Raw genomic sequence first — 23670 nt, 5'->3', positions numbered from 1 at the left:
TTCAGCTTTCCCTGTATCATGTCTGTTCAGATATATTCCCTCTCCGCTTCCGGCGGTGTATGCCCTGTGCATATATAAACGAAAATCCCCGAAGACCGTTCATGATCTTCGGGGATTTTCGTTTCAGGCTGTCGGTCGCTCCGTTTCCGGATGCTCCGTGCAGACTATTTAGAGCGCCGGCAGTGGGCCGTGCGCTGTTGTTCTTATTCCGGCATCATTATAACAGAGATGTGGTTGCCCGGCTTGAGGAATTCCTTCATGAAGTCACAGATGCTCTGAGTTGTCTGAGCCTCTACGGTCTTCTTGTAGTCGGTGTTCATATCAATGTTATACTTGCGGTAAGTTTCTATCACACCTGTCCAGTAAGCGTTTGTCTTGCTCTTGTCGTCGATGTTCTTCAGCATGAATTCCTTCACCTTCTTCAGCATGTCGGCATCGCAAGCCTTGGCCATGTTCTTCACCTCTTCGTTCATGATGCTTACAGCCAGTTCCTTCTTGTCCGGATTCATCGGGCAGTAAGCGAAGATGTTGATGTTGTGATAGTTGTTGTCGCTGATAGAAGCCGAGCCCTGTGCACCTACAGAGTAAGCTGCGCTCTGCTCCTCACGTATCTTCTTCAGATATATCATTGAGAGAATCTGTCCAGCCATGTCGGCGCGGATGGCGTTCTCCAGTGTGTAAGGCATATCCTCGTTATACCACATCATGTAAGCTGTTGACTTCGGAGTCTCCTGCTTGCGCTTGAACTCGTTCACAATCTCACCCTTCTGCAGGAATGCGGTGCGCTTACCCTTCACGATCTTGCCCTGTGCCGGCAGCGAAGCGATGTACTGGCAGATGAGCGGACGGATAGAATCCTCCTCGAAGTTACCCACGAATGTGAATGTCCAGCCTGATGCGTTTGCTGTGCGTTCCTTTGCCATCTGCAGTATGCGGTCATAGCTTATCTGCGGCAGGTCTTCTGTAACCAGCGGTTTGAGGCGCGGGTTGTGGCCGTACATTGTAGCTGTGAGTGAGTCGCTCAGTGCTACGTCCGGTGAGAGAGCACGGTCTTTCAGTGCAACCTCATACTGTTTCATAAGGTTGTCGAACGACTTCTGGTCCTTGTTGATGTTTGTGAAGTAGAGATAGAGCATCTGCAACATTGTCTCTACGTCCTTCGGAGTTGACGATCCGCTCACGCTGGTGTAGAGGCCGTCCATTGTCAGGTTCACGTTGGCAATCTTTCCGGCGAGAGCCTTGTTCAGTTCTGTCAGTGAGAATGAGCCGAGTCCGCTTTGTCCGATCACGTCGTTGAACACCTTCAGGTTCACGAAGTCCTTCTCGCCATAGAGAGATGAGCCTCCGAATCCTTCACCGCTGAGTATCACCTGGTCTTTCTTCAGGTCGCTCTTCTTGAGCACTACAGTAGCGCCGTTAGAGAGTTTCAGCTCTGTATATCCGAATTTCTCGTTCTTCTTCTCGCTCTTTATTGTTCCGGCTTTCGGTTTCTCGGTGATGAGCGGTTCGTTCTTCACGTTGTCCACATAGGCTGTTATCTGCTCTGTGCGTGCAGCCTTGATGGCTCCCAGCAGTGCTTCCTCTGTAGGATAAACGTTGCCTTCCTTCTCGTTGTTGAAGTTCAGTATCACGAGGTTGCTGTCGTTAGGCGGCACCAGTTCCTTCATTATCTGGTTAACAGCTTCTACCGGAATCATCGGCACAATCTGCTTCATTGTCTGATACAGGAAATCTATAGACGGCATCGGCTCGTTTGAGAGGAAGTGACCGAGATACTGGCTGTAGAACTGCTCGTTGTAGCGCTTGTCCTTGTTGCTATAGTTCTTTTCCATCGAGCTGATATAGTCCTGTCTGTAACGCTCGTATTCTGTCGCAGTGAATCCGAATTCGGCAGCACGGCGTGCCTCTACGAATGCAGCCTTCAGCGCGTCAGCTGTCTTGCTCATATCCTTCGGCGCGATGCCAATGTCGAATGCGTCCTTTGTCTTTGCGAAGATGTAGTTGCCGTCGCTTGCTCCTGCATTAACGTAAGGGCAGTCGGCGTTGAGTGCAGCTTCGGTGTAACGGTTGTTAAGCATGCTTACAGCAGCACCCTTTACATATCCGTAAACAAGATAAGCCATTGTGTTCTTCAGTGAGTCCGGGAACACGTCGTGCTTTATCATCACCTCCACCATGTTGGTGCGCTGCTCCTTGTCCTTGTCGATGATTACGATAGGCTCTGCGTTGTCCGGCACCGGCTCGTCAACTATCGGTGCAGCGTTCTCCGGGTTCTTTATGTCGCCGAAGAGCTTCTTAATCTCAGCCTCTACGTGATCAACGTCAACGTCGCCCACCACGATGATGCCCTGGTTCTGCGGATGATACCATTTGTGGTAGTAGTCGCTCAGTTCCTTCGGCTTGAAGTTGTCGATTACGCTCATCAGACCGATAGGGTAGCGCAGACCGTATTTGGATCCCGGATAGAGCTTCGGCAGGTTGCGCTCGAACATGCGGCCCGATGCGCTTGAGCGCATACGCCACTCGTCGTGAATCACTCCGCGCTCCTTGTCTATCTCCTTCGGGTCGAGCGTCAGTTCGCTTGCCCAGTCGTGCAGTATGAGCAGACATGAGTCGAGGGCCGACTGACGGTCGGTCGGTACGTTAGAGATGTTGTACACCGTCTGGTCTATCGCAGTGTAAGCGTTCAGATCGCGTCCGAACTGCACTCCGATGCTCTCACAGTATCTCATTACCTCATTGCCCTCGAAGTTTGTTGTTCCGTTGAAGCACATGTGCTCAAGGAAGTGTGCCAGACCGCGCTGGCTCTCCTCTTCCTGTATCGAACCCACTTTCTGGGCGATGTAGAAGTTGGCGCGCTTTTCCGGCCAGTTGTTGTGACGGATGTAATAAGTCAGTCCGTTGTCCAGTTTACCGATGCGCACATCCGGGTCGAGCGGTATTGTAGGCATCTGCATCTGGGCCTGGGCAAGTCCTGCGAAGCACACGAGGACTGCCGCCATGATTTTCCTAAGTTTCATAAAATATAGACTTTAATATTGATGTGTTATATTTACGACTTGCAAATTTACCTCTTTTTATTTAAAAAAATGCTGCTTCATGTGTCAATAATAAAGGCACAAGCGCATTTTTATGAATGTTTAATCATTAAAATGTGCCTGTGCCTTACCTTCTGACTTTTCTCCGCACGCCTCATTTTATGCCTTCCGCATATCTGATGTTGCGCGGATGATGTTCCAGTATCTCCTGTCTGAGCGTGGTCATGTCCACGTGTGTGTAAATCTCTGTTGTGGCAATGCTCTCGTGGCCCAGCATCTCCTGTATGGCCCTGAGGTCGGCCCCGCCCTTCAGCAGAGCTGTCGCAAACGAGTGGCGCAGCGTGTGTGGCGACACGGTCTTCTCTATTCCCGCCGCGGCGGCGCAGCGTTTTATCATTATGAGTATCATCGTGCGTGTGAGATGCGCCCCGCGCCGGTTCAGGAAAACGAAGTCCTCCTCGCCCGGTTTTATTTTCATCAGGTTGCGGTCGACGAACCACAGATGCAGCTCCTTCACCGCCTTGGCCGATATGGGCACCAGTCTCTCCTTGCGTCCCTTTCCCTTTATGCGTATGAAGTTGTCGTCCAGAAAAAGGTCCGACAGCCGGAGCGTTGTCAGTTCCGACACGCGCAGTCCGCACGAGAAAAGCGTTTCTATTATCGCCTTGTTTCTCTGTCCCTCCCATTTCGACAGGTCGATGGATGCCTCCATGCGGTCTATCTCCTCTGTGGAGAGCACTTCGGGCAGATGTTCGCCCAGCCGCGGCCACTCCAGCAGTTCGGAAGGGTCGTCGCTGACATATCCCTCCAGCAGCAGATATCTGAAGAACGAGCGCACGCCGCTCAGTATTCTTGCCTGCGATGTCGGTCCTATGCCGTGTTCGTGCAGGGTGGCGGCGAAGTGGTTGAGATGCTCGCGCCTTACTGTTTCGGGCGTAAGCCCCTCCTGCTTCATGTAGCGTTCGAGGTGTCCCAGGTCGTTGCGGTAGGCCTCCACGGTGTTGGCCGAGTAGTTGCGCTCCAGTTTCAGATACCGCAGATACTTTTTGGTCGTCGTGCTGCCGGCCGTGTTCTTCTGCTGCCTGTCGTCGTTCTTCACCTCGTTGCTCACTCGCTCTTCTTGAGTTTGAAGCCCAGGCTTATGCCCTTATAGTTGCTTATGAGCGAGTTAACTACCGATGCGGTCGAGTTCACCTGTGCTGCCAGGTTGGTAACGGCCTTGAGTCCGTCCATGAGTTTCTCCGACTCGAACAGCAGAGTCATCTTGTCACCGCTCACTTCCACATTGGTCTTGAGCGACAGTCCGAGGCGCGTTTTCATTGTGAGCGTCTTGTTTTCGGTGTCGAGCGAGTATGTACCCTGAGTCTCCTTGCCGTTTATGGTCGATTTGTATGTGCTGTCGGCGTTGAAGGTGATGCTTATCTTGTCCAGTCCCACCTTCTTGTACACGTCGCTCAGTTTGTCGTTCACCTTCGAGTTTGCTGCTGCGCTTCCCAGCTGTGCCAGCAGGTTGTCGCTCTCAAGTTTCATTTGCGGGCTGTCGTAAGTCCATGTGCCGACTATTGTCTCGGTAGTTGTAGAATTGCCTGTGAGTTTTCCGGCCACGTCGCTTATGCCGTTCAGAATGTCTTTGAGGCCCTGTGCCTGTGCGCTCATGCAGCAAATGCACATCAGCATTGCTGTGAGCATCAATCTTGTTTTCTTCATCATTTTGTTGTCTTTTTGTTATGCGCGGCAAAAATACCAAATAATTTTGTCATGTAATAATGTGTCTGTGATATTTTATAATTCTTTATGCCATGAATCTGTCGTGCCTTCCGCAGTCCGGGCGTGTGTCCATGTAGTGCAGCCGTCAGGCTTTTGCATATTTATGCAGAAAAAGTGTATGCGCCATGCTCCGGTTTCTCTCTCAACTCAACGAGAGTGCCTCTGTTTTCCGGAAAAAATATTCCGGTCGCAAATTCGCGAGTTTTGAGAGGGTTGCGCAAGTTGTTGTCAGTCAGCGGCTTGTGCTTACCGGCGGTCTCACAGGCTTCTTTTCGTGCTGCGATAAAGCCTTTATCAGGCCCTGATATTGCCTGTTTTGCGTGCTAATCTGGTCTTTTTCAGCCCATGAAATGATGCGTTTCGCGGCCTCAAAAAGGCTCTTTCGCCGGAGGATGTGCCGGCGGGTGGTGTGCGGTGCGTTTTTTCCGGTTGCGAAAAAGCCTTTCCGGGGTGTGACGATTTTCTATTTTGAAAATTTTTTTTGTCAAAATTTTTTACCGTCAAATTTTGCATATTTATTCATTTATGCAGTTTCTCCGCTTGTCTGCCGGTTCTTGCGCGTCGGGCTGCGGACGCATCCATGGGCAGCGGTATGGGCTGCGCTACTGCTAACGAAAGTTAAACCTGTGCTGCGATACAATTTTGTTTATAAAATAATTTGGTTTATAATGTAAACTTATTTATATTTGCATTGTGAACAGTCAGTCCGTCCCTGCGCTCCCGTCCGTCTGCAGAGCCTGTGGCGCGCTTCACGGTACAGACCGCCTGTGAGCACTAATAGACAAACAACCCCTATTCATCCATTAAACCAGGAAAAGCTATGAACGAAAACGAGAAAACGCGTAACGGTCGTCACGACCTCAATGCCGGTGCTGAAGATGCCGGACGCAGTCTGGAGATAATAAAGCAGTCGATAGAGCAGAGCCGCCGCGACGTGGAGCGCTACACCGGCCGCGTTATGCTGCTTTGGGGCGCGCTGGTGTTTGTCACGGCCCTCGTCGTGGGCCATCTGTGGCAACATACGGGCAATGCCTCGTGGAATCTGTTGTGGATATTCATGGCCGTGGTGGGCATATCGGCCGCCTCTGTCATGTCGCGCACCCACGGTGTGACGCCCCGCTCGTTCGTGAGCAAGGTGGTGGGCTGCGTCTGGGCCGTGTTCGGCGGTGCATGCTTTGTGGTGTGGATACTGAGTGCCGTGGCCATGAATCTCGGCATTGAGTCACTGCCCATTACTCCCGTCATCATTCTGCTCATGGGTTTTGCCGGAGTGGTGAGCGGCTATGTCATCGGCAACCGCCTCATTCTGGGTGGCGCGGCCGGCGCCGCTGTGGTGTGCACATCTTATGCGCTGGTCTATGCAGGGCCTTACGAGATGGTGGCCATGGCCCTTGCCGTGCTGTGCGAGCTGGTCATTCCGGGCTTCTTCATCTGTCTGCGCCATCGCCGCAAGGCCTGAACCACGTGCCGTCGCGGCGGTTGTGGGGCCGAGACTCACAGGCCGCCGGCGGCTGACATTGATTATATGAAACCGAAGAAACAAAGTTTATGGAAAACAAGAATATGACGGAGCAGGAGAGTCTCCGTGTGATAACCGACATGATAAACCGTGCTCGCAAGGAGAACATCGGCCGGTTCAATTTCCTTACCGTCTATGGCGTGCTCGCCTTTGTGCTGAGCCTCGTGGCCAAGTTTGTTGAGCCCGGCCCGTGGATGTGGGCATGGATGGCCGTGCCGGTGGTGAGTCTGGCTGTGCCTTTCGTACTTTACAGAATGTGGACCTGGCGCGGCATGTTCTTCAGCCGCATACTTCGCAACGGCTTTCTGCTCTTCGCCTTCATGGGACTTGTGGCAGCCTATTATTCGCTCAAGGGGAATATGAATCTCACCATCGTCATGATGGTGGCTCCGCCTGCCTGCGCCATGCTGTTGCTGTGCGGCCTGCTGCGCTCTTCCGGTCTGCTCGTTATAGGCGGCTGGGGTATCGTCATCATCGTGAATGCCGTTTTTTCCGACAGGCCTTTCTTCTCCGGCATCGGACTGCACAGTTCGCTTTATTACATATTTTTCTATCTGTTCTGTGTGCTCGAGGGCTTGTCTATCGACCGCGAGCGTAAAACCGAATGACGTATGGACAGTAGGTTCAAACCGCTCAACCCCTTGCTCCACAGCGAACTGCGGCTCGCCGTGATGTCCTTGCTCGTCAGTGTGGACGAGGCTGACTTCACGTGGCTGCGCGAACAGACCGGAGCCACGGCCGGCAACCTGAGTGTGCAGATAGACAAGCTGGCCGCGGCAGGATACGTGGAGGTGGAGAAAGGCTTCAACGGGAAGCGTCCGCGCACCACATGCCGCATAACCGACAACGGGTTGCAGGCCTTCTCCGACTATGTGGAGGCACTGAAGGGATATATCGTGAAATGAAAAGTTACAAACCATAAAACTTATATGAAACTGAAAAACGCAACAAGAATTCTCGCGGCCGCGCTCTTTGCGGTGGCTGCACTGATGGCCGTTCCGGCGCGCGCGGCTGAAGAATACCGTGCCGAAGTGAGCAAGGACTCGCTCATGCAGAAAGCCGTGACGTGGCTGGTGTCGGATGGCTGGTTCGTGGAGAGCATCGACTCGTCTTTTGGATTTGTCAAGGCCAAGAAGTTTGAAAACAGTGACAAACTGCTCAGTGTGACCACTGCAACTCGTACAGAGGTGAGTGTCATCATCCGTCCGGCAGGCGACGCCGCATCCACATTCGTTGTTCAGGCTTATGTTACTACCCAGGCGCTGAAGCAGATACTTGCCAAGGAGGGACTGACCGACGACAACGAGCTGTGCCGCAAGATAGCCGACGGCATCAAGGCACAGAAGTAAGGCGCTGCGGTTTACGTTTTTTTAACTGCCGGCTGTGAGTGACGAAGTCATAAAATATATAGATTTGCAATCTAAGTGAGAGTGAATCGGATGTATAATTGTTTTTAGTTTTATGACAATATGAATGTAAGACTGTTTCTCATGGCAGCCGTATTGGTGTTGTTCACGGCGTGCGGCACGCTGAAGTCCGGCAGCCGTTTCAGTACGGAGAAGGTGGAGTTGGGCATAAGCGAGGACGAGTTCGTGAAGCGTTATGGCAAGCCTCTTGCCCGCGAGGCCCAGAGTATAGAGAATAACCGCAGGGTGGACAAGCTGCTTTACATAGAAGCCGTTTTCAGAGATCAGTGGGTATCTGTCACCACGGAGTTCACCTTCATCGACTCGAAGCTGGTGAAACAGGAGGTGGTCAAGACCGAACTGATGTATAAACATGGCAACGATGACGATTGATGGTGTCGCGGCCGGACGGTCTGTCCGGCGTGTATGCGGCACGTAAGAGTGTCGGTCGTCAGCCGTATAATTGCCACATGATATACAAAAGAAAAACGGCGGAGAAGTCATCGCTTCTCCGCCGTTTCTTTATTTTGTGAAATTTCCCTGATTGTCTATGTATCCTTTCGTGCGTCCCTTGCGCACCTCGAAGTACGGAGGTTCGTCGCGCAGCGATATGTCATCGTAGATGAAGTCGGCCACCACGGTGTCCTTGCCGTCAGGAAGGATGAGTCCCATCTTGCCGTCCTTCTGTGCTATGACCGGCATTATGCTCAGATCGTCCATATATACGTAGCAAGTGCGCAGGAAGTCGTACTGCGGACTGATGAGCACATTGCCCTTGTAGTCCTTCATTCCGAATTTTCCGTCCTGCTCGAATATCTCGTGATACTGCATGTATTTCGACTTTATGCGGTTCAGATAGTACACAGCCTTGCGCTTGTCGTTCACCATCCGCAGCAGATAGGCGAACGTATCGCAGTAGTTGGCCATGGCTCTTGCAAGCACAATCTTGAAGTCAAGACCGCTAAGCACTTTGCGGTTGAGGTCTATGTAACGTGCGATGGCCTGCTCCTTCTCAGGCACTGACATGTGGGCTATGCGTTCCTCGAACATCAGCATGGCGTGCTTGGTGCCCGACATGGCCTTGATATAGCGGTGTATCTGGCGCGCCATCTCGTCGCATACAAACTTGTCGATTCTCTCTTCTTCAATAGGATCAACGTATGTCGATTCAAAATTGTCAGGTGTGATCTTATCGTTCATAGCTTTGGGTTTCGTTTGGCTCAAAGTTACGATAATTTACCGAAACAGCCAAAACAGTATTGTCTTTTTTCCATAAAAATGTTCCCGACGGCCTGATTACATTGCCGTTAACTAAATGAAAAAAGCTTGTTACGCCGTTGGATTTCAGGCATTTTATTGCTAAATTTGCGCAGTCAAGACACTATTGCTGATATAATGAAACGGAAAAACGCTTTTGTCTTTTTTATTCTTGCATGCGGTCTGTCGGCACTTTCGCAGAGTGTGTCGGCTCAGAAACGCCTGTCGGCCGCGGAGGCACGGCAGGAGGAGCGTGTGCAGGTGGACAAATGGATGGGCGATGTGAGGAATGGTTACGGCGCGATGTGGCGTGCCGGGGTGTTCACGCTCGACTCGCTGCGCATGCCTTTCATGTATAAAGTGTTCGGAGAGAAGCCTTCCGACGGACGCAGTCTTTACATATCAATGCACGGTGGAGGCAGCGCTCCTACCGAAGTGAACGACCAGCAGTGGCGCAACCAGATTGTGTTGTATGCTCCTAAGGAAGGAGTGTATGTGGCTCCGCGTGCTCCTTTCGACGACTGGAACATGTGGTTCCGTCCTCAGATGGACGCTTTCTTCCAGCAGCTCATTGCTGCCGCGGTGGCGGAGATGGGTGTCAGCCCCGACAAGGTTTATCTGCTTGGTTATTCGGCAGGCGGTGACGGTGTGTGGCGTATGGCTCCGCGTTTGGCCGACCGATGGGCCGCGGCCTCGATGATGGCAGGTCATCCCGGTGAGGCTTCGCAGCTTAACCTGCGCAATGTGCCCTATATGATATGGATGGGCGAGAACGACGGCGCCTACAACCGCAACCGTCTGGCTGTGGAGAAGGGCGCAGTGATGGACAGTTTGCAGGCTGCCGACCCTGAGGGATACGTTCACGAGACTCACATCATCAGCGGAAAGGGACACTGGATGGAGCGTGTCGATACGGCAGCCATAGCATGGATGGCGAAATACAGACGCAACGCCGTGCCCGAACGTGTCGTGTGGCGGCAGGAGGAAACAGTGCGTCCGTCTATGTACTGGCTGAAAGTGGATGCCTCGGAAGCGCGTCCCGGCATGCAGATAGTGGCAAACAGAAAGGGCAACCGCATCATAGTGGAGCGTTGCGACTATCCGTCCTTTACGCTGTGTCTGAACGATGATGTGGCCGATCTGGACAAACCTGTCATTGTGGAATACAATGGTCGCAGGCTGCTGAAGAAGCGTGTGAGGCGTTCGGCCGACATAATAGCACGCTCGTTGTGTGAGCGGCAGGATCCGAGACTCGTCTTTTCGGCAGAACTGGAGGTGAAGATGCCTGACTGACATACTGAATACTGTGACGTCCGGAGCGCAATTACGCATCCGTGACGTATGGCTGGCGTATTGCTTTTCTTAGAATTATCGGAAACAATAAAAGGATATAAGAATAATAATATGAAGAAGTTTTTTTTGACCGCGGTCGCTTTGTTCGTGATGGCGGTGACGGCGTTTGCCGAAGGGCGCGCCAAGTATGTGTTCTATTTCATTGGCGACGGTATGGGTGTCAACCAAGTGAACGGCACCGAAACCTATCTTGCCGCAGTAGAAGGATACATCGGCACTGTGCCTTTACAGTTCGCACAGTTTCCTTATACAGGTTTTGTGACAACATTCTCTGCCACTAACGGCGTGACCGATTCGGCCGCTTCCGGTACGGCACTGGCTACAGGCAACAAGACGAAGAACGGCGTTATAGGCATGCTTGCCGACCAGCAGACAGCCGTGAACAGTGTGGCTGTGTGGGCGAAAAAGGCCGGCGCGGCTGTAGGTGTGGGCACAAGCGTTACGGTGAACCATGCCACTCCGGCATCGTTCTACGCTCACCGTCCAGACCGCAACATGTATTATGAGATAGGAAAAGACCTCATCACTGCCGGATTCGACTTCTATGCAGGCAGCGATTTCGCCAATCCTGAGAACAAGGACGACGCTGCTGCCACCGGCTCGCTCTACGATCAGTGTGCCGCTGCTGGCTATACCATAGCACGCGGATATAAGGATTTCCAGAAGAAACTGAAGAAATCGGACCGCATAATCCTTTTCCAGCAGGAGAAGGACAACGCCGGTGACCACTCATCTCTGGCTTACGCGATAGACCGTACGGGCTCGGACATGACACTGCAGGATATCACAAGAGCCGGAATAAGCGCACTGACAAAGCAGAACAAGGACGGTTTCTTCCTCATGATAGAGGGCGGAAAGATAGACTATGCATGCCATGCCAACGACGCAGCTGCAGCATTCAAGGAGACATACGACTTTGATAAGGCCATCCGTGTGGCTTATGAGTTCTATGAGCAGCACCCGGACGAGACACTCATCGTCGTTACGGCAGACCACGAAACGGGCGGTATAGTGCTCGGACGCGGCAAATACGAACTGCACACCGACCTGCTGAAGTATCAGAAAATGAGCGCAGAGAGATATTCAAAACATCTGGAACAGCTCTACAAGAAGTATGGAAAGAAACTCACCTGGGAGCAGGTGGAGAAGGACCTGAAGGCAAACTGGGGCTTCTGGGACAAGTTCAAGCTGACCGATCATCAGACCGACAGACTCAAGAAAGCATACAAGAACCTGACCGAAGGCCACGACGAGGGAAGCGAAAACCTCTATTCCACACTCAACGGAATATCCGACGCTGCACGACGCACCATGGCTGAGGCTGCAATGGTGGGCTGGCAGAGCGGCGGTCACTCCAACGGTTATGTGCCGGTGTTTGCCATCGGTGCCGGAGCTGAGGCTTTCACAGGCAAGATGGACAACACCTTCATTGCCGGAAAGATAGCCGACGCGGCCGGATGGGATAAGGAATAAGCATAACGGAATATAAATGTGTGACAGCGGCACTGCTCTGCCCGTAACGGGTGTGCGGTGCCGCTGTCTTCGTTTGTAGAGCATGTTGTCCTCATGTGTGCCGACCGGCATCCGGCGACGGAGGCAAAACCGTAATTCGGGTATTTTAATCTGTAATGGCGATATGGTGGGTATGGCTTTTTGTTTCTACTTTTGCATCGTAACAAAATGAATATTATTATGTCCAGACTTATTATCATCGCAATGCTGATATTTATTGCAGGAAACATTAAATCACAAGAAAATATGAACATGAAAACCAGACAACAGTGCCTTGTAACCATAGGAGCACAAGGTGCAAAAGGCGACATCGCCGCATTGGACGGTGCCATTGACGCGGCTCTGGACAACGTCCTGACCGTGAACGAAATAAAGGAAGCACTCTCGCAGCTTTATGCCTACGCCGGATTTCCGCGCTCGCTGAACGCTCTCTCCACGCTTCAGACGGTGATGAAACGCCGCGACGCCGAGCACAGAGAGTACGAAACAGGACGTGAGGCCACCTCTCTGCCCGATGGTTATAACGCACTGGCCGAGGGCACAAGGGTGCAGACGCAGTTGAGCGGCGCACCGTTCAACTACAGTTTCGTGCCCGCCACCGATTATTATCTGAAAGCCCACCTGTTCGGCGACATCTTCTCAAGCGACGTTCTGAGCTACGCTGAGCGCGAACTGGTGACGCTCGGAGCCATATCGGCACTCCCCGGATGCGAGTCGCAGCTGCTTTCGCATGCACGCGGAGCCCTGAACATGGGCGTGACACGCGACGATCTTGCCGCCGTTCCGGCCTGTCTGGAAAGCAATGTGGGCAAGGCTGAGGCATCACGTGCACGCAAAGCCGTAAGCACGGCGCTCGGACAGCCGGCCGGAGAAAGCACTGATGAACCGGAACTCCTGTTCGCAAAGGGCGAGCCCAACACCGCTTATGCCCGCTACTTCATAGGCAACAGCTACCTGGCACCGCTTGCCAACGGCGAAGGAAAGCTGCCTGTGAGCAACGTGACCTTCGAACCCGGATGCCGGAACAACTGGCACATACACCACAAGGGCGGCCAGATACTCATCTGTGTGGACGGAGAAGGATGGTATCAGGAGTGGGGCAAGCCCGCGAGAAAGCTGAAAGCCGGCGACGTGGTGGACATTCCTGCCGAGGTGAAACACTGGCACGGAGCCACACGCGACTCATGGTTCCAGCACATCGCCATATCGGTTCCGGCCGAAGGAGCATCGAACACATGGCTTGAAGAAGTGACCGACGAAGACTATAACAAACTGAAATGAAACCAGTATGCGCCGTGCCGTGAACAGGACATCAGAGCCTGTCGGCACGGCGTTTTGCATACTCCACATGGCAAAGGCCGTGGCAAGCCGCGTAACTTCGTTTTTTTTAACTTCACTAAACGAAAAAATAAGCCCCGACAGTGCCTTTATTTTAATAATTGGTATTAACTTTGCATGTGAATAATTATTCACAAATATAAATATACAATTATGGTAATTGAAAAAGTTCATGCAAGAGAAATCCTCGACTCAAGAGGAAATCCGACAGTAGAAGTTGAAGTAACTCTCGACAATGGTGTTATGGGCCGTGCAGCTGTTCCGTCTGGAGCATCTACAGGTGAGAACGAAGCACTCGAGCTTCGCGACGGTGACAAGAACCGTTACTGCGGCAAGGGCGTTCAGAAGGCTGTTGACAACGTCAACAACATCATCGCTCCGGCTCTCAAGGGTGACTGCGTGTTCAACCAGCGCGCTATCGATATGAAGATGCTCGAGCTCGACGGAACTCCTACAAAGAGCAACCTCGGTGCAAATGCCATCCTCGGCGTATCTCTGGCAACAGCTCAGGCAGCTGCCAAAGCACTGAACATGCCGCTCTATCGCTATATCGGCGGATGCAACGCTTACACAATGCCGGTACCTATGATGAACATCATCAACGGTGGTGCTCACTCTGATGCTCCTATCGCATTCCAGGAGTTCATGATCCGTCCGGTAGGCGCTCCGTCAATCAAGGAGTCTATCCGCATGGGTGCTGAAGTATTCCACGCTCTGGCAAAACTGCTCAAAGGCCGCGGACTTTCTACAGCTGTTGGTGACGAAGGTGGTTTCGCTCCTAACTTCAACGGCATTGAGGATGCTCTTGACAGCATCATACAGGCAATCAAGGACGCTGGCTACGAGCCGGGTAAGGACGTTAAGATTGCTATGGACTGCGCTGCCAGCGAGTTCGCAGTATGCGAGAACGGCGAGTGGTTCTATGACTACAGCCAGCTGAAGAACGGCAAGAAGAAAGATCCTAACGGTAAGAAACTGACTGCTGCTGAGCAGATCCAGTATCTCGAGGAACTCATCACAAAATATCCTATCGACTCTATCGAGGACGGTCTCGACGAGAACGACTGGGAGAACTGGGTAAAACTGACAGCTGCTATCGGCGACCGTTGCCAGCTCGTTGGTGATGACCTGTTCGTTACAAACGTTAAATTCCTCCAGAAGGGTATCCAGATGGGTGCTGCTAACTCAATCCTTATCAAGGTTAACCAGATCGGTTCGCTCACAGAAACTCTCGACGCAATCGAAATGGCTCACCGTCACGGCTACACAACCGTAACTTCTCACCGTTCTGGCGAGACAGAGGATACAACTATAGCAGACATCGCTGTGGCTACAAACTCTGGCCAGATCAAGACTGGTTCTATGAGCCGCACAGACCGTATGGCTAAGTACAACCAGCTCATCCGCATCGAGGAAGAACTGGGTGCCGCTTCTAAGTACGGTTACACAAAACTGAAATAATATCTGACGATTATTTCTTTACAGTATTTTAAGGCAGTCTTCGGACTGCCTTTTTTGCTTTATGGCGGTTGCGCAGGCGGTGGACGGCGATGGGGAACGGAACAGGCCGAAATGCAGCCGCGGCAGGTTATGATGGGGCAACGGTGGTTTCAATCCCGTGCAGGCGTTGTCGACGTCTGCCGTAATGGGCAATATGGTGCACTTTCAGATTTTCAGTATCACGCGGTTTTTCCGCCCGAGTTTTCTGTTCTACCCCAAAAAATAAGCGAGAATTTGCGCGTCGGTTCTCCTTCGGACGCAAATTCGCGAGAAATGAGAGAGCTTTATAAAATACTGAATGTCAAAGGCTTATATACAAGAGAGATTTTTCTGACACACGAAAAACACCATATCGGCACGTGATATGGCCCATATCAGGGCCTGATATGCACCATAATACACCCTGAAACAGGCGAAAGCAGAGGCTGAAACAGGCTTTATCGGAGCGCAGTACGTACTGTCCGGCACTCCACTGCGGAGTATACTGCAAAGCCGTACGGCCCGAAACGACCTGTATCATGCACGTCTTAACATTTCTTTACATCTCTTTTGCGAAAAAATTTTGTCAAAAAAAAGTCAAGAAAAACTGTAAGTATGCCGCCCGGGTTTTCTTTAAAAACGCTGACATGAGGCGTGAGTAGAAACATGGGAGACCTGCGTCCGCTGCGGAACGCGACGGACGTGCGGATGTTGTTACGTCGGAATGTCCGTCAGTGTGTGGCGGAGATGTCCGGACAGCAAAGCGCATCTGCGGCACGGCTTCGGACTGTGCATAAAAAGAAGAGCGCACCGGAAAAACTCCGGTGCGCTCTTTGCGCGTTATGTCGTGGCCTGAGCCGCCGACCGTTTATTTCTTTATCACTGTCACGACGTAGCTTCTGTCGGCAGCGGCCACCTTGATGCGGTATACACCCTTGGCGCATCCGCTCATGTCGATAGCCTGTGCCTCGCCTGCCGCCTTGTTGTCGGCGTGTGCCGTCTTGACGAGCTGGCCGGCGTTGTCGTATACATAATAGTTCACGTTAGTGGCGCTCTCGGCCATTGTCACGTTGGCGTTGTCTATCACAGGGTTCGGATAAACGCTCACCTCCTTGTCTGTTGTCACAGAGCCGATGCCCGTTGCGTCTGTCACGCTTACAGGCAGTTTGACTGTGGTCTTGGCTCCGGCAGCGTCGGTGGCTGTGAGTGTGAGCTCGGTCTTGCCGCCTGCCACGCCTGAGAGGAGATATCCGTTGCTGTTGGTCATGAGCTCGGCGAACTTGTTGTCAGGCATTGAAGCCGTGAACGTCATGGCGTCGCCGTCCGGATCGCTGAACACGCTTTCGTATGCAATGATGCCCGTGTTCTTGCCTATGTAGACGTTGAGTTCCTGCTCGCCTTCGTAAACCGGCGCTCTGTTGGTGAACTCTACGTTGTACGGCACGTTCTTTGTCACGATGTTGCCCTGTGCGTCGGTTGCAGTCACAGTGACATTGTGCAGACCGGCCGAGCCGTACTCAGGTGCCAGCTTCATTGTCACGTTGAGCTTCTTTCCTGCCGGAACGCTCACCTTGTTGTCGGTCACCTCAGCGTTGGTTGTCTCGTTGCCGTCGGTTATTGTGCAGCCGGCTACCGATGAAATGCCGCTTTCGTCGGCCAGAGTCACGCTGAATGCGTCGCCGTCGAGGTCTTCCACTGTGATGTTCATGTCGGCTGTCGATGCCTCAGGAACGGTAGTTGTGCCTTCCGGACCTGTAACGACAGGAGCCGAGTTCTTGTTGAGTGTGATAGGATAGTTCACAACAGGCTGTGCCGGGTCGTTGCTCTTGATGACGATCACTGCCTTGTTGTCGCGGTCGAAGTAAGTGCTTTCAGCGTTTATCTCGACGTTTACAGGGAGCGATTCGCCTACGGCAATCTCGCCTTCGGTCTTGTCGTTGAGCAGCTTGATCCACGGTTTGCCCGGTTGCATCTCAACACATGTCATGAAGTAACCCATAGATGAAGAGTAAGAGTTGTAGAGCTCTTCGCCCAGGTCTATCCATCCCAGATCCTTGAACCATGCCATGTAGCGTCCTTCGCGTACACGTTCGGCCTTGGCTGAGATTATCGCAGAGTGAGGATATCCGGCCGGATATTTCAGAACAACGTAGAATGTGTCGTTCGGGTTGATGTATACCGGTTTGTCGAACTCGAGCATACGCGGCTCGCCGAAGTATGTTCCGCTGTAAGGCTCTTCCTTCTCCACGCGCAGTTTGCCGTGACCTATCACGCGGTCGGACGTAACGTCGCTGCTTCCTATAACTGAAGCCTCGATGTCAACATTCTCCAGATCGCCGATTGTTCCTACAAAGTAGAGGTGTGTCAGGCTGAATCCTTCGGCCGGTGCTGTGTAGCGTGTGGCTGCGCGGAAGTTGTTGCTGAGGTCGTCAGAGCCTGTTCCTACGAGCAGAGTCTGCGGGTTCTCTATCGGCATTATCGGATAGTAGAGCAGGTTGCTGCAGTCTACATCAGGCACATCGTAGATGAATCCGTCGAACTTCTCGAACGGAGTGATGGATGTAGCCTTCTCCTTTATGAAGCTGTTGCGCTGTGCCTGTGTGAGGCTGTCGGCCAGAATGTTCATGAATCCCGGCATGATGCCTCCGCCCGGGTTCTCGGTGTCAGGTATTGTTTCGCCCACACCGTTCGGGTCCATGCGCAGCGAGTAGGTCAGCTTGTACTTGCCTTCGTTCTTTATAGTCATTGTCTCCTGGCCTGTGTAGTTGTCGGATACATTGTTGATGACAATCTCCGGCTTGTCGAATGTGATGGCAGGAGCCTCTGTGAGGTTCAGTTCGAACGGCACTGTGTGAGTGCTTTCGCTCAGTCCTTCGGTAGTGAATGTGATCGGAGAGTTTACGGTTACCGGTGTTCCATCATCGAAATAGTGGATCTGGAACTTCACCGGTTCCTTGCCAACCTCAATCTGCATGCCCGGAGCCCACTGCATCCATCCTGTCGTTGTTGTGCCGAACCAAGGATCGGTGTATGTGGTGTAAACCGAGAGCATTGCCGGCAGAGAGCCGTCTGCGTTGAATTCGGCGTTGGTGAGCTTGAATGCCTTTGAGCCGTTGTTCTTCACCTCGAAGTCGTAAACAAGTTCCGGATAAGTGTAGCTGTTGGCAACAGCTTCTCCACCTACCTTGGCCGGGAATACCGGTTCAGCCTCGCCTGTGATGTTAAGTGTTATAGGCAGCTTGACAACAGGCTGTGTCGGAACGTTGGTGTTGAACGTGAGTTCGGTGTTGTATACATTTGCAAGGCTGTCGGCCTTTATCTCCACAGGTATTGTCACGTTCTCTCCGGCAGCCACGCTGAAGCTCTTCACCGGATAAATCTCTACGGCATTGCCTGTATTGATGTACTGGTCGGGGAGCTGCATACCGCGTGTTCCGGTCTCGTCCTGCATACCGGCCAGACCGTATACGCCGATCATCATACCGTTGTCCTGCAGATGATACTGGAACTTGTAGTGTCCGTCCTTGTAGAGCAGCAGCTGATAGTCCATTCCGATCATTACGGAGTTGCCGTAGTTCACGAACGAAACAACCACGTGGTCGTCCTCAACCTTGTAGTAAGTACCGTCGTCCTCGGCTGTACCCATGGTGTGGTTGCCCCAGAACGGTGCGATGATGTTGGTGTAGAATGTTTCCGTTGTAGGAATCTCTGCCGGTGGTTCCGGGAATTCCTTGTAGTCGGTGTGCTCGGAGAATGAAACGAATCCGGTGTTGTAGATATACATCGTCTTGTATTTCTTTCCGAAGAACGGGAACTCGAACGGAAGTTCTACTTTGTAGTAGTCGGTCTTGTCGAGATAGTAAGACATGTCCTGATGAGTAGCTTCCGGATCTGATGTCAGATCGATCCAGTTGTATTCGATGTCGCTGTAATCGGAAGCCGACTTGCAGATGTATTCGATAGACGAATTATCGTTGCTTGTCAGGTCGGTCATATCAACCCAGAGTGACGGCTCGACAGAGAATTTCAGAGTCTCGTTACCGTTGTTGGTTATGGTGAGATCCTTGTTGATGTTCACGCCGTAAGGTGTGGACTCGTCGATGCTTTCGGGCGAGAGGCTCCATTCCGGCACGCCTATCACCTTACCCCTCACAGGCAGTGTGACTGTTGTTTCGTCGCCGTAGGTGACGATGATGTTGTCGCTCACTTCGCCTTCGGTTTCTGTCGGCAGTGTGAACGCGAGGTCCTTGCCGTTGCCCGGAGCGATGGTGAATTCTTTGGTAACATCTTCTGCCACGGTTATCTTGCCGTTCTCAGCCTTCACGCTCTTCACTGTGAGCACGTCTGTTCCGTTGTTGTGGAGCAGTACTGTGCGCACTGCCTTCGATGTACGGAATACATCTCCGAAGTTCACAGAGGTGGAGTCGAGTGCTGCAACCGGCTTGAGGTTGTCGCCTACGATGTTGGCCTTTATCACGATGTTGGTGCCCGGCTGCTCAGGATCGTTGGTCATGAGCATGAGGTTGTTCTTCAGTTCGCCTGCATAAGTGCCTTCGGCAGCTGATGCTGTTACGGTGATCTGTTTGCTCTCGCCGATGTTTATCACACCGTTTGTGCTCGAAAGACCGTCGATCATCGACTGCGACGGAGCCACAATCTTGATGGCGCTGCCGGTCTTTATGTTCTTGTACAGAGTGGTGTTCTCTGCATGTACAGCGTCGGCATCGGTCACAACGAACGGATCGGCGCACTCAATGTCGCTCACACCTACGAAGATGTTCTCTCCCGCACCGAACACTGTCTCCGGATCATAGTTGTCGTAGAAGAACTCGATGCTGCCGTCAGAGCAGAGTGAGAAGTGGAAGCTTACAGGTAAATATTCACCGTTTCCGGCAAGGCTTCCTGTGAGTACATCCTTGAATTTCACTGTGAATTTGCCGTCTTGACGTCCGTATGTTATCTTGCTGTTGGCTCCGAGAGAGAGCTTGCCTGAGTTTGCGAACGCAGAGATATAGCCGAGTCCGCCTACGCAGGTGGCTGTCGGCACGATGCACTGTATGTTTCCGTCAGTGGTCTGCATCTCTATGCTTCCGTGCGATGTGACGTAAGCCTTGGAGTATGTCTTGCCATAGAACGGGAAGAGGAATCCGAGATCGAGTGCTTCCGACTGCCATACGTTGTTGTTGAACTGTGATGTTATGTCGGTTTCGTTGTTCAGTTCAGGATTGTTGTCGTACTCAAACTCGTCGCTTCCGTTGAGGTTCGATATGTACGAATAACCGAACTTGTGCACTGTTCCGGCGTCTTCTATTGTCTCGTCGCTGTATTTCGGGAATACGTACTGCAGCGGATATTCGCCTTCGTTCTTGATGGTGAATGTCGCAGTCTTTGCTTCACCGCCTACAGTGAGGTCGCCCAGGTCGAATTCTTTCTTGTCAATGCTTACCTTTGCAGGCATTGCTGCCACTCCGCGTACCACGAAGGTGTGCTTTATGCCGTTCTTGTCGGTAAGTGTGACAGTACCGCTGTGGCTGCCGCTCTTAGTCGGTTTGAATGTTATTTCAATGTTGTTTGTAGAGCGTGCTGGGAATCCTCCCTGTATGTATGACGGCATGACGAACTGGTCGGACGAGCATTTCATGTCGTCGCCCTGCAATCCGTAGCTGCCCGTGAAGGCTCCGTAGCCTACGTTGGCTATCTCTACAAGCAGTTTCTTTTCCTGTCCTACGAGCAGATCACCGAAGTCTACTACCTTGGCGCTTGTCAGTTCCGGTTTGTTTCCGGTCACTGTCATGTTGACGCTAATCTTCTTGTTTGGGTTCTCTGTCTCGTTGGTGTTGAGGTAGAGGTTGTATTTGTAAGTACCGTTCACCATCTTCTGGCCGTCGTTCATCACCTTGACGGTCTGGTTCTCGCCTGGTCTCACAGTGCCTTCTGCCGGTTGCGGGTTGAGCACAGAGCTCCAGTCCGGGTTCTTGCTTATGGCCTTGATGCCCCATGTGAGCGAGTCTGCTATTTCGGCAAGGTTGCCTTCGCGCAGCACTTCGCTGAGCTGTGTCCATGTCTCACCGTTGTCGCTGCTGTAGAAACTGTACTGCTTAACCTGCTGCTGGTTTGCTATGTATCCGGCACCGAGCGGCTGATCCTGTCCGGCCGGGAATTTTACAACAACCCAGAAGCTGCTGCCCGGTTTGAAGTAGATCTGCTCCTTGAGGCTCAGATCGTAGTTGTACATGAACCAGTCGTATTCTACTGTCTGCAGCAGAGAAGCCTTAGAGATGGTGGATGCGCCGTTGTAAACTTCTATTACAGGGTCACTTCCGTATGTTCCTCCGATGTTAAGATGTGTGAGATTGAATCCGTCCGGATACAATTTCGGATCTACGTAGAAATACTGAGCTTCTGCGTTCGGCACAGAGAGGTCGTTGTCACCGATATACACACCTGTCAGGTCTGTGTAGGTGATGGTTTTCGGATAGTCCTCTTTCTGATAGTCGGCGGTTACTATAGGGTTAGAGCTCAGCGAGAGAGCTGTGATAGAGTTGCGTGCCGGCACAAGTTTGCCCGGTACAACGTTGTTGGCAGCACTTGCTGATATAGTTGCCGACTGTGTCGCTGCCGACATAGTGTATTTGAGAATACCCTTTCCTACGTTGTCGATAACAAATTCGTCGGTTGCGGTCTGGCCTTTCGAAGCGTCCACATCGAGCGAAAGCTCCGACTTGTTGAGGCTCACCTCTGGTCCGGCATTTGTTGTAGCGCTCTTCACTTCGGTCATTTCTGCTGAGTTGCCATATCTGTTTACTGACTTTATACCTATGTAATATGTTGTCAGCGGTGTGAGTCCGCCGAGTTCATACTGCATGCTGTCGCCGGAGAGGTGGAATTTCGTATCTACCGTAACCGACTTTATCTGCGGCTGCGACAGGTCGCTTTCCGGAGTGAACGGTTCGGTGCTGTAGTATATAACGTGATGGTCTACGCTCTTCTCCTCGGCATCAGGTATGATCCATTCGATGAGAACATTGTCCTGTGACGGGGTGAGTGTGAAGTCAGCCACCGGCTGTGGTGCCGCGCCGCTTCCCATCTGGAGAGCTTTGAATGCGTCGATGTATCCGCTTCCGAACTTGCCCGCTACTTCGGGGTTGTCTGTATAGAAGTCGTTTACAGACGCAACGAGCTGCTGTCTGAGGTTTTCGTTTGTGAATTCGGTGCTTCCGTATTTTGAGAGTATGAGTGCGGCGATACCTGAAACGTGCGGTGTTGCCATTGACGTACCCTCGTTATATCCATAGGTGCTGTTGGGCAGGGTGCTCAGCACACCGTATTTCTCACCGTAGTCTTCGTTTCCTCCAGGTGCGGTGATATCACACCAGTCACCGTACGAAGAATATGATGCCGGCTGCTTCAGTGGGTCCATGGCTCCTACTGCCACTACTTTCTCGTAGCAACCGGGATAGTATTCGCCTTCGTCGCCTGTGTTACCGTTGGCGAATATACACAGACCGCCGTGCATCTTCTCGCCTCCGCCAAACTGGGTGAAGTAGTCGATGGCATCGAGCACAGCCTGCTCGTAGTATCCGTCAGCGTCCCATCCCCACGAACACTGTGCTATGCTTGCTCCCATATCGGCGGCATAAATCAGTGCTCCTGCGTAGTTGGCGTCTGCTCCGGAACGGTTGTCGAATATCTGGCATGAGATCATCTTCACACCACCGTTGCCGTTACCTCCGGCCACACCGGCCACTCCGACACCGTTGTTGTTCACGGCGCCCACTGTACCTGCCACGTGTGTACCATGGCTGTGTGCACTCACGTCGCCTGAGTTTATCACGAAGTTGTAGCCGTAGATGTCGTCTACATATCCGTTTTTATCGTCATCGACACCGGGTTGACCGTTGAGCTCGGCCTCATTCACCAGCACATTCTGCTGGAGGTCGGGGTGATCATACTGATAACCGCCGTCGATGATGGCCACGAGCACATCGCTCTTTCCGGTCTCTGTCTTCCATCCTTCCCACACATTTGCGTCGGCGCCGACCACACTGCCCGGCAGCGAGCCGTCGTTGTGGTAGTGCCACTGCTGTGAGAGCAGGGGATCGTTGAATGGAGGAGTGGCTGCTGCCTTGGCAGCCTTTGCGATATCGTTGGGCGATATCGGTCTGAATGTTTCGCCACCTACCATCTTCATGGGGCGTACGTTCTCGGCAATCTGTATGCCAGGAACGGTTTTGTAGAGATTCTTGGCCTGCATCGGGGTTACGCCTGCGTCCTCAAAGCGTATTTCATACCACAGGTCGAGCCCGGCGGCTTTGTGCCTTTCCTCGAACTTCGGGGAGTAGGGGATGAGCCGCTTCATGCTGACAGCCTTAACTTTCTGGTTGACACGGTCAAGCTGTGTCACACCTGTAGCCACGACGCCGTTGTTCATCGGAAGAGCGCGCTGCGCTATGCGTGATGCCACTTCGCGCTGAAGTTTCACACGCACTACGCCAGACAATGTCTCCGACGACTGCGACTGCGCAGCCGACTGCGGACTGTATGCCACGGCACACAGAAGCAGTGCGAGATAAAGTAAAGTTTTCCGCATAATGCTGAATTAAGAGATTAAAAATGTAAAATTATGTAATGAATAATAAGTGTAAGCCATCCAAATTGTGTAAAAACAGCATCCTGAAATGTTGTTATTCTGAAAACAGCCGTGCAAAATTAATAAAATAATGTATTTTTTGCTATAAATAATACAGATATTTATATTTTATGCCGATTTTGATAATAGTTTTTTAATATATATGCGCGTTTTTTGCAAAAACTGAAAAAAGCGACTTGTTATGCTTTCAATTATTTATTCAACCTGCAGCTAAAGGCCTGCCGCATAATGTTTTTCGTATTTACGAATGCCGGTAATGCACCGGAAGCGGAGCAGAAGAGTTTTTTGCATATTTATGCAGTTGCGTCATCGGACATGAATAAATATTCACCGGTAACTTCACGAGAGTGC

The 23670-nt window shown here is 52.0% G+C and carries 14 protein-coding genes; 9 read left to right on the top strand and 5 right to left on the bottom strand.

Annotation, left to right across the window (positions count from 1 at the left end):
- Positions 1–203: 203 nt before the first annotated feature.
- The 3 genes from WKT13_RS00460 to WKT13_RS00450 form a co-directional block, all read right to left on the bottom strand.
- Positions 204–3020, bottom strand: a complete 2817-nt coding sequence (locus WKT13_RS00460) for a M16 family metallopeptidase (protein ID WP_340322404.1) — start codon at positions 3018–3020, stop codon at positions 204–206.
- Positions 3021–3192: 172 nt separating this feature from the next.
- A complete protein-coding gene (gene xerA, locus WKT13_RS00455) occupies positions 3193–4137 on the bottom strand; it encodes a site-specific tyrosine recombinase/integron integrase (RefSeq protein WP_340322752.1) in 945 nt (314 codons plus the stop codon).
- Positions 4138–4145: 8 nt separating this feature from the next.
- Positions 4146–4748 (bottom strand): DUF4923 family protein, encoded by a 603-nt coding sequence (locus WKT13_RS00450; RefSeq protein WP_340322403.1) that lies wholly within the window; start codon positions 4746–4748, stop codon positions 4146–4148.
- An 877-nt stretch (positions 4749–5625) separates the two neighbouring features.
- On the opposite strand from WKT13_RS00450, the gene WKT13_RS00445 reads away from it, so the two are divergent.
- The 5 genes from WKT13_RS00445 to WKT13_RS00425 all read left to right on the top strand — a co-directional run bounded on the left by WKT13_RS00445 (position 5626) and on the right by WKT13_RS00425 (position 8123).
- The gene (locus tag WKT13_RS00445) at positions 5626–6264 is read left to right on the top strand and encodes a hypothetical protein (protein ID WP_340322402.1); all 639 of its coding nucleotides are present in this window, start codon (positions 5626–5628) and stop codon (positions 6262–6264) included.
- 89 nt (positions 6265–6353) lie between these two features.
- Positions 6354–6932, top strand: a complete 579-nt coding sequence (locus WKT13_RS00440) for a hypothetical protein (RefSeq protein WP_340322401.1) — start codon at positions 6354–6356, stop codon at positions 6930–6932.
- A 3-nt stretch (positions 6933–6935) separates the two neighbouring features.
- Entirely contained in the window at positions 6936–7229 is a 294-nt protein-coding gene (locus WKT13_RS00435; RefSeq protein ID WP_298620276.1) for a winged helix-turn-helix domain-containing protein, read from the top strand.
- 24 nt (positions 7230–7253) lie between these two features.
- The gene (locus WKT13_RS00430; RefSeq protein ID WP_340322400.1) at positions 7254–7673 is read left to right on the top strand and encodes a hypothetical protein; all 420 of its coding nucleotides are present in this window, start codon (positions 7254–7256) and stop codon (positions 7671–7673) included.
- Between the two features lie 120 nt (positions 7674–7793).
- The gene (locus WKT13_RS00425; protein ID WP_068856691.1) at positions 7794–8123 is read left to right on the top strand and encodes a hypothetical protein; all 330 of its coding nucleotides are present in this window, start codon (positions 7794–7796) and stop codon (positions 8121–8123) included.
- Positions 8124–8252: 129 nt separating this feature from the next.
- On the opposite strand, the gene WKT13_RS00420 is transcribed toward WKT13_RS00425, so the two are convergent.
- A complete protein-coding gene (locus WKT13_RS00420) occupies positions 8253–8930 on the bottom strand; it encodes a hypothetical protein (protein ID WP_340322399.1) in 678 nt (225 codons plus the stop codon).
- Between the two features lie 195 nt (positions 8931–9125).
- Here WKT13_RS00420 and WKT13_RS00415 point away from each other — a divergent pair, with 195 nt between their 5' ends.
- From WKT13_RS00415 to eno, 4 genes are all read left to right on the top strand, one after another.
- Entirely contained in the window at positions 9126–10280 is a 1155-nt protein-coding gene (locus tag WKT13_RS00415; protein WP_340322398.1) for an alpha/beta hydrolase, read from the top strand.
- Between the two features lie 111 nt (positions 10281–10391).
- Positions 10392–11813: an alkaline phosphatase gene (locus WKT13_RS00410; protein ID WP_340322397.1), complete on the top strand. Its 1422-nt coding sequence runs from the start codon at positions 10392–10394 to the stop codon at positions 11811–11813.
- 291 nt (positions 11814–12104) lie between these two features.
- The gene (locus WKT13_RS00405; RefSeq protein ID WP_340322396.1) at positions 12105–13133 is read left to right on the top strand and encodes a carboxymuconolactone decarboxylase family protein; all 1029 of its coding nucleotides are present in this window, start codon (positions 12105–12107) and stop codon (positions 13131–13133) included.
- Between the two features lie 210 nt (positions 13134–13343).
- Positions 13344–14651, top strand: coding sequence for a phosphopyruvate hydratase (gene eno, locus WKT13_RS00400; protein WP_298620286.1), 1308 nt, complete (start codon positions 13344–13346; stop codon positions 14649–14651).
- A gap of 886 nt (positions 14652–15537) precedes the next feature.
- On the opposite strand, the gene WKT13_RS00395 is transcribed toward eno, so the two are convergent.
- Complete coding sequence (locus WKT13_RS00395) at positions 15538–23259, bottom strand: S8 family serine peptidase (RefSeq protein ID WP_340322395.1); 7722 nt, start codon at positions 23257–23259, stop codon at positions 15538–15540.
- Positions 23260–23670: the final 411 nt, after the last annotated feature.

The sequence above is a fragment of the Prevotella sp. HCN-7019 genome (genome assembly GCF_037890215.1).
Lineage (GTDB): Bacteria > Bacteroidota > Bacteroidia > Bacteroidales > Bacteroidaceae > Prevotella.
The sequence above is the reverse complement of the archived record's forward strand: the minus strand, read 5'-3'. Positions and strand labels throughout refer to the sequence as shown.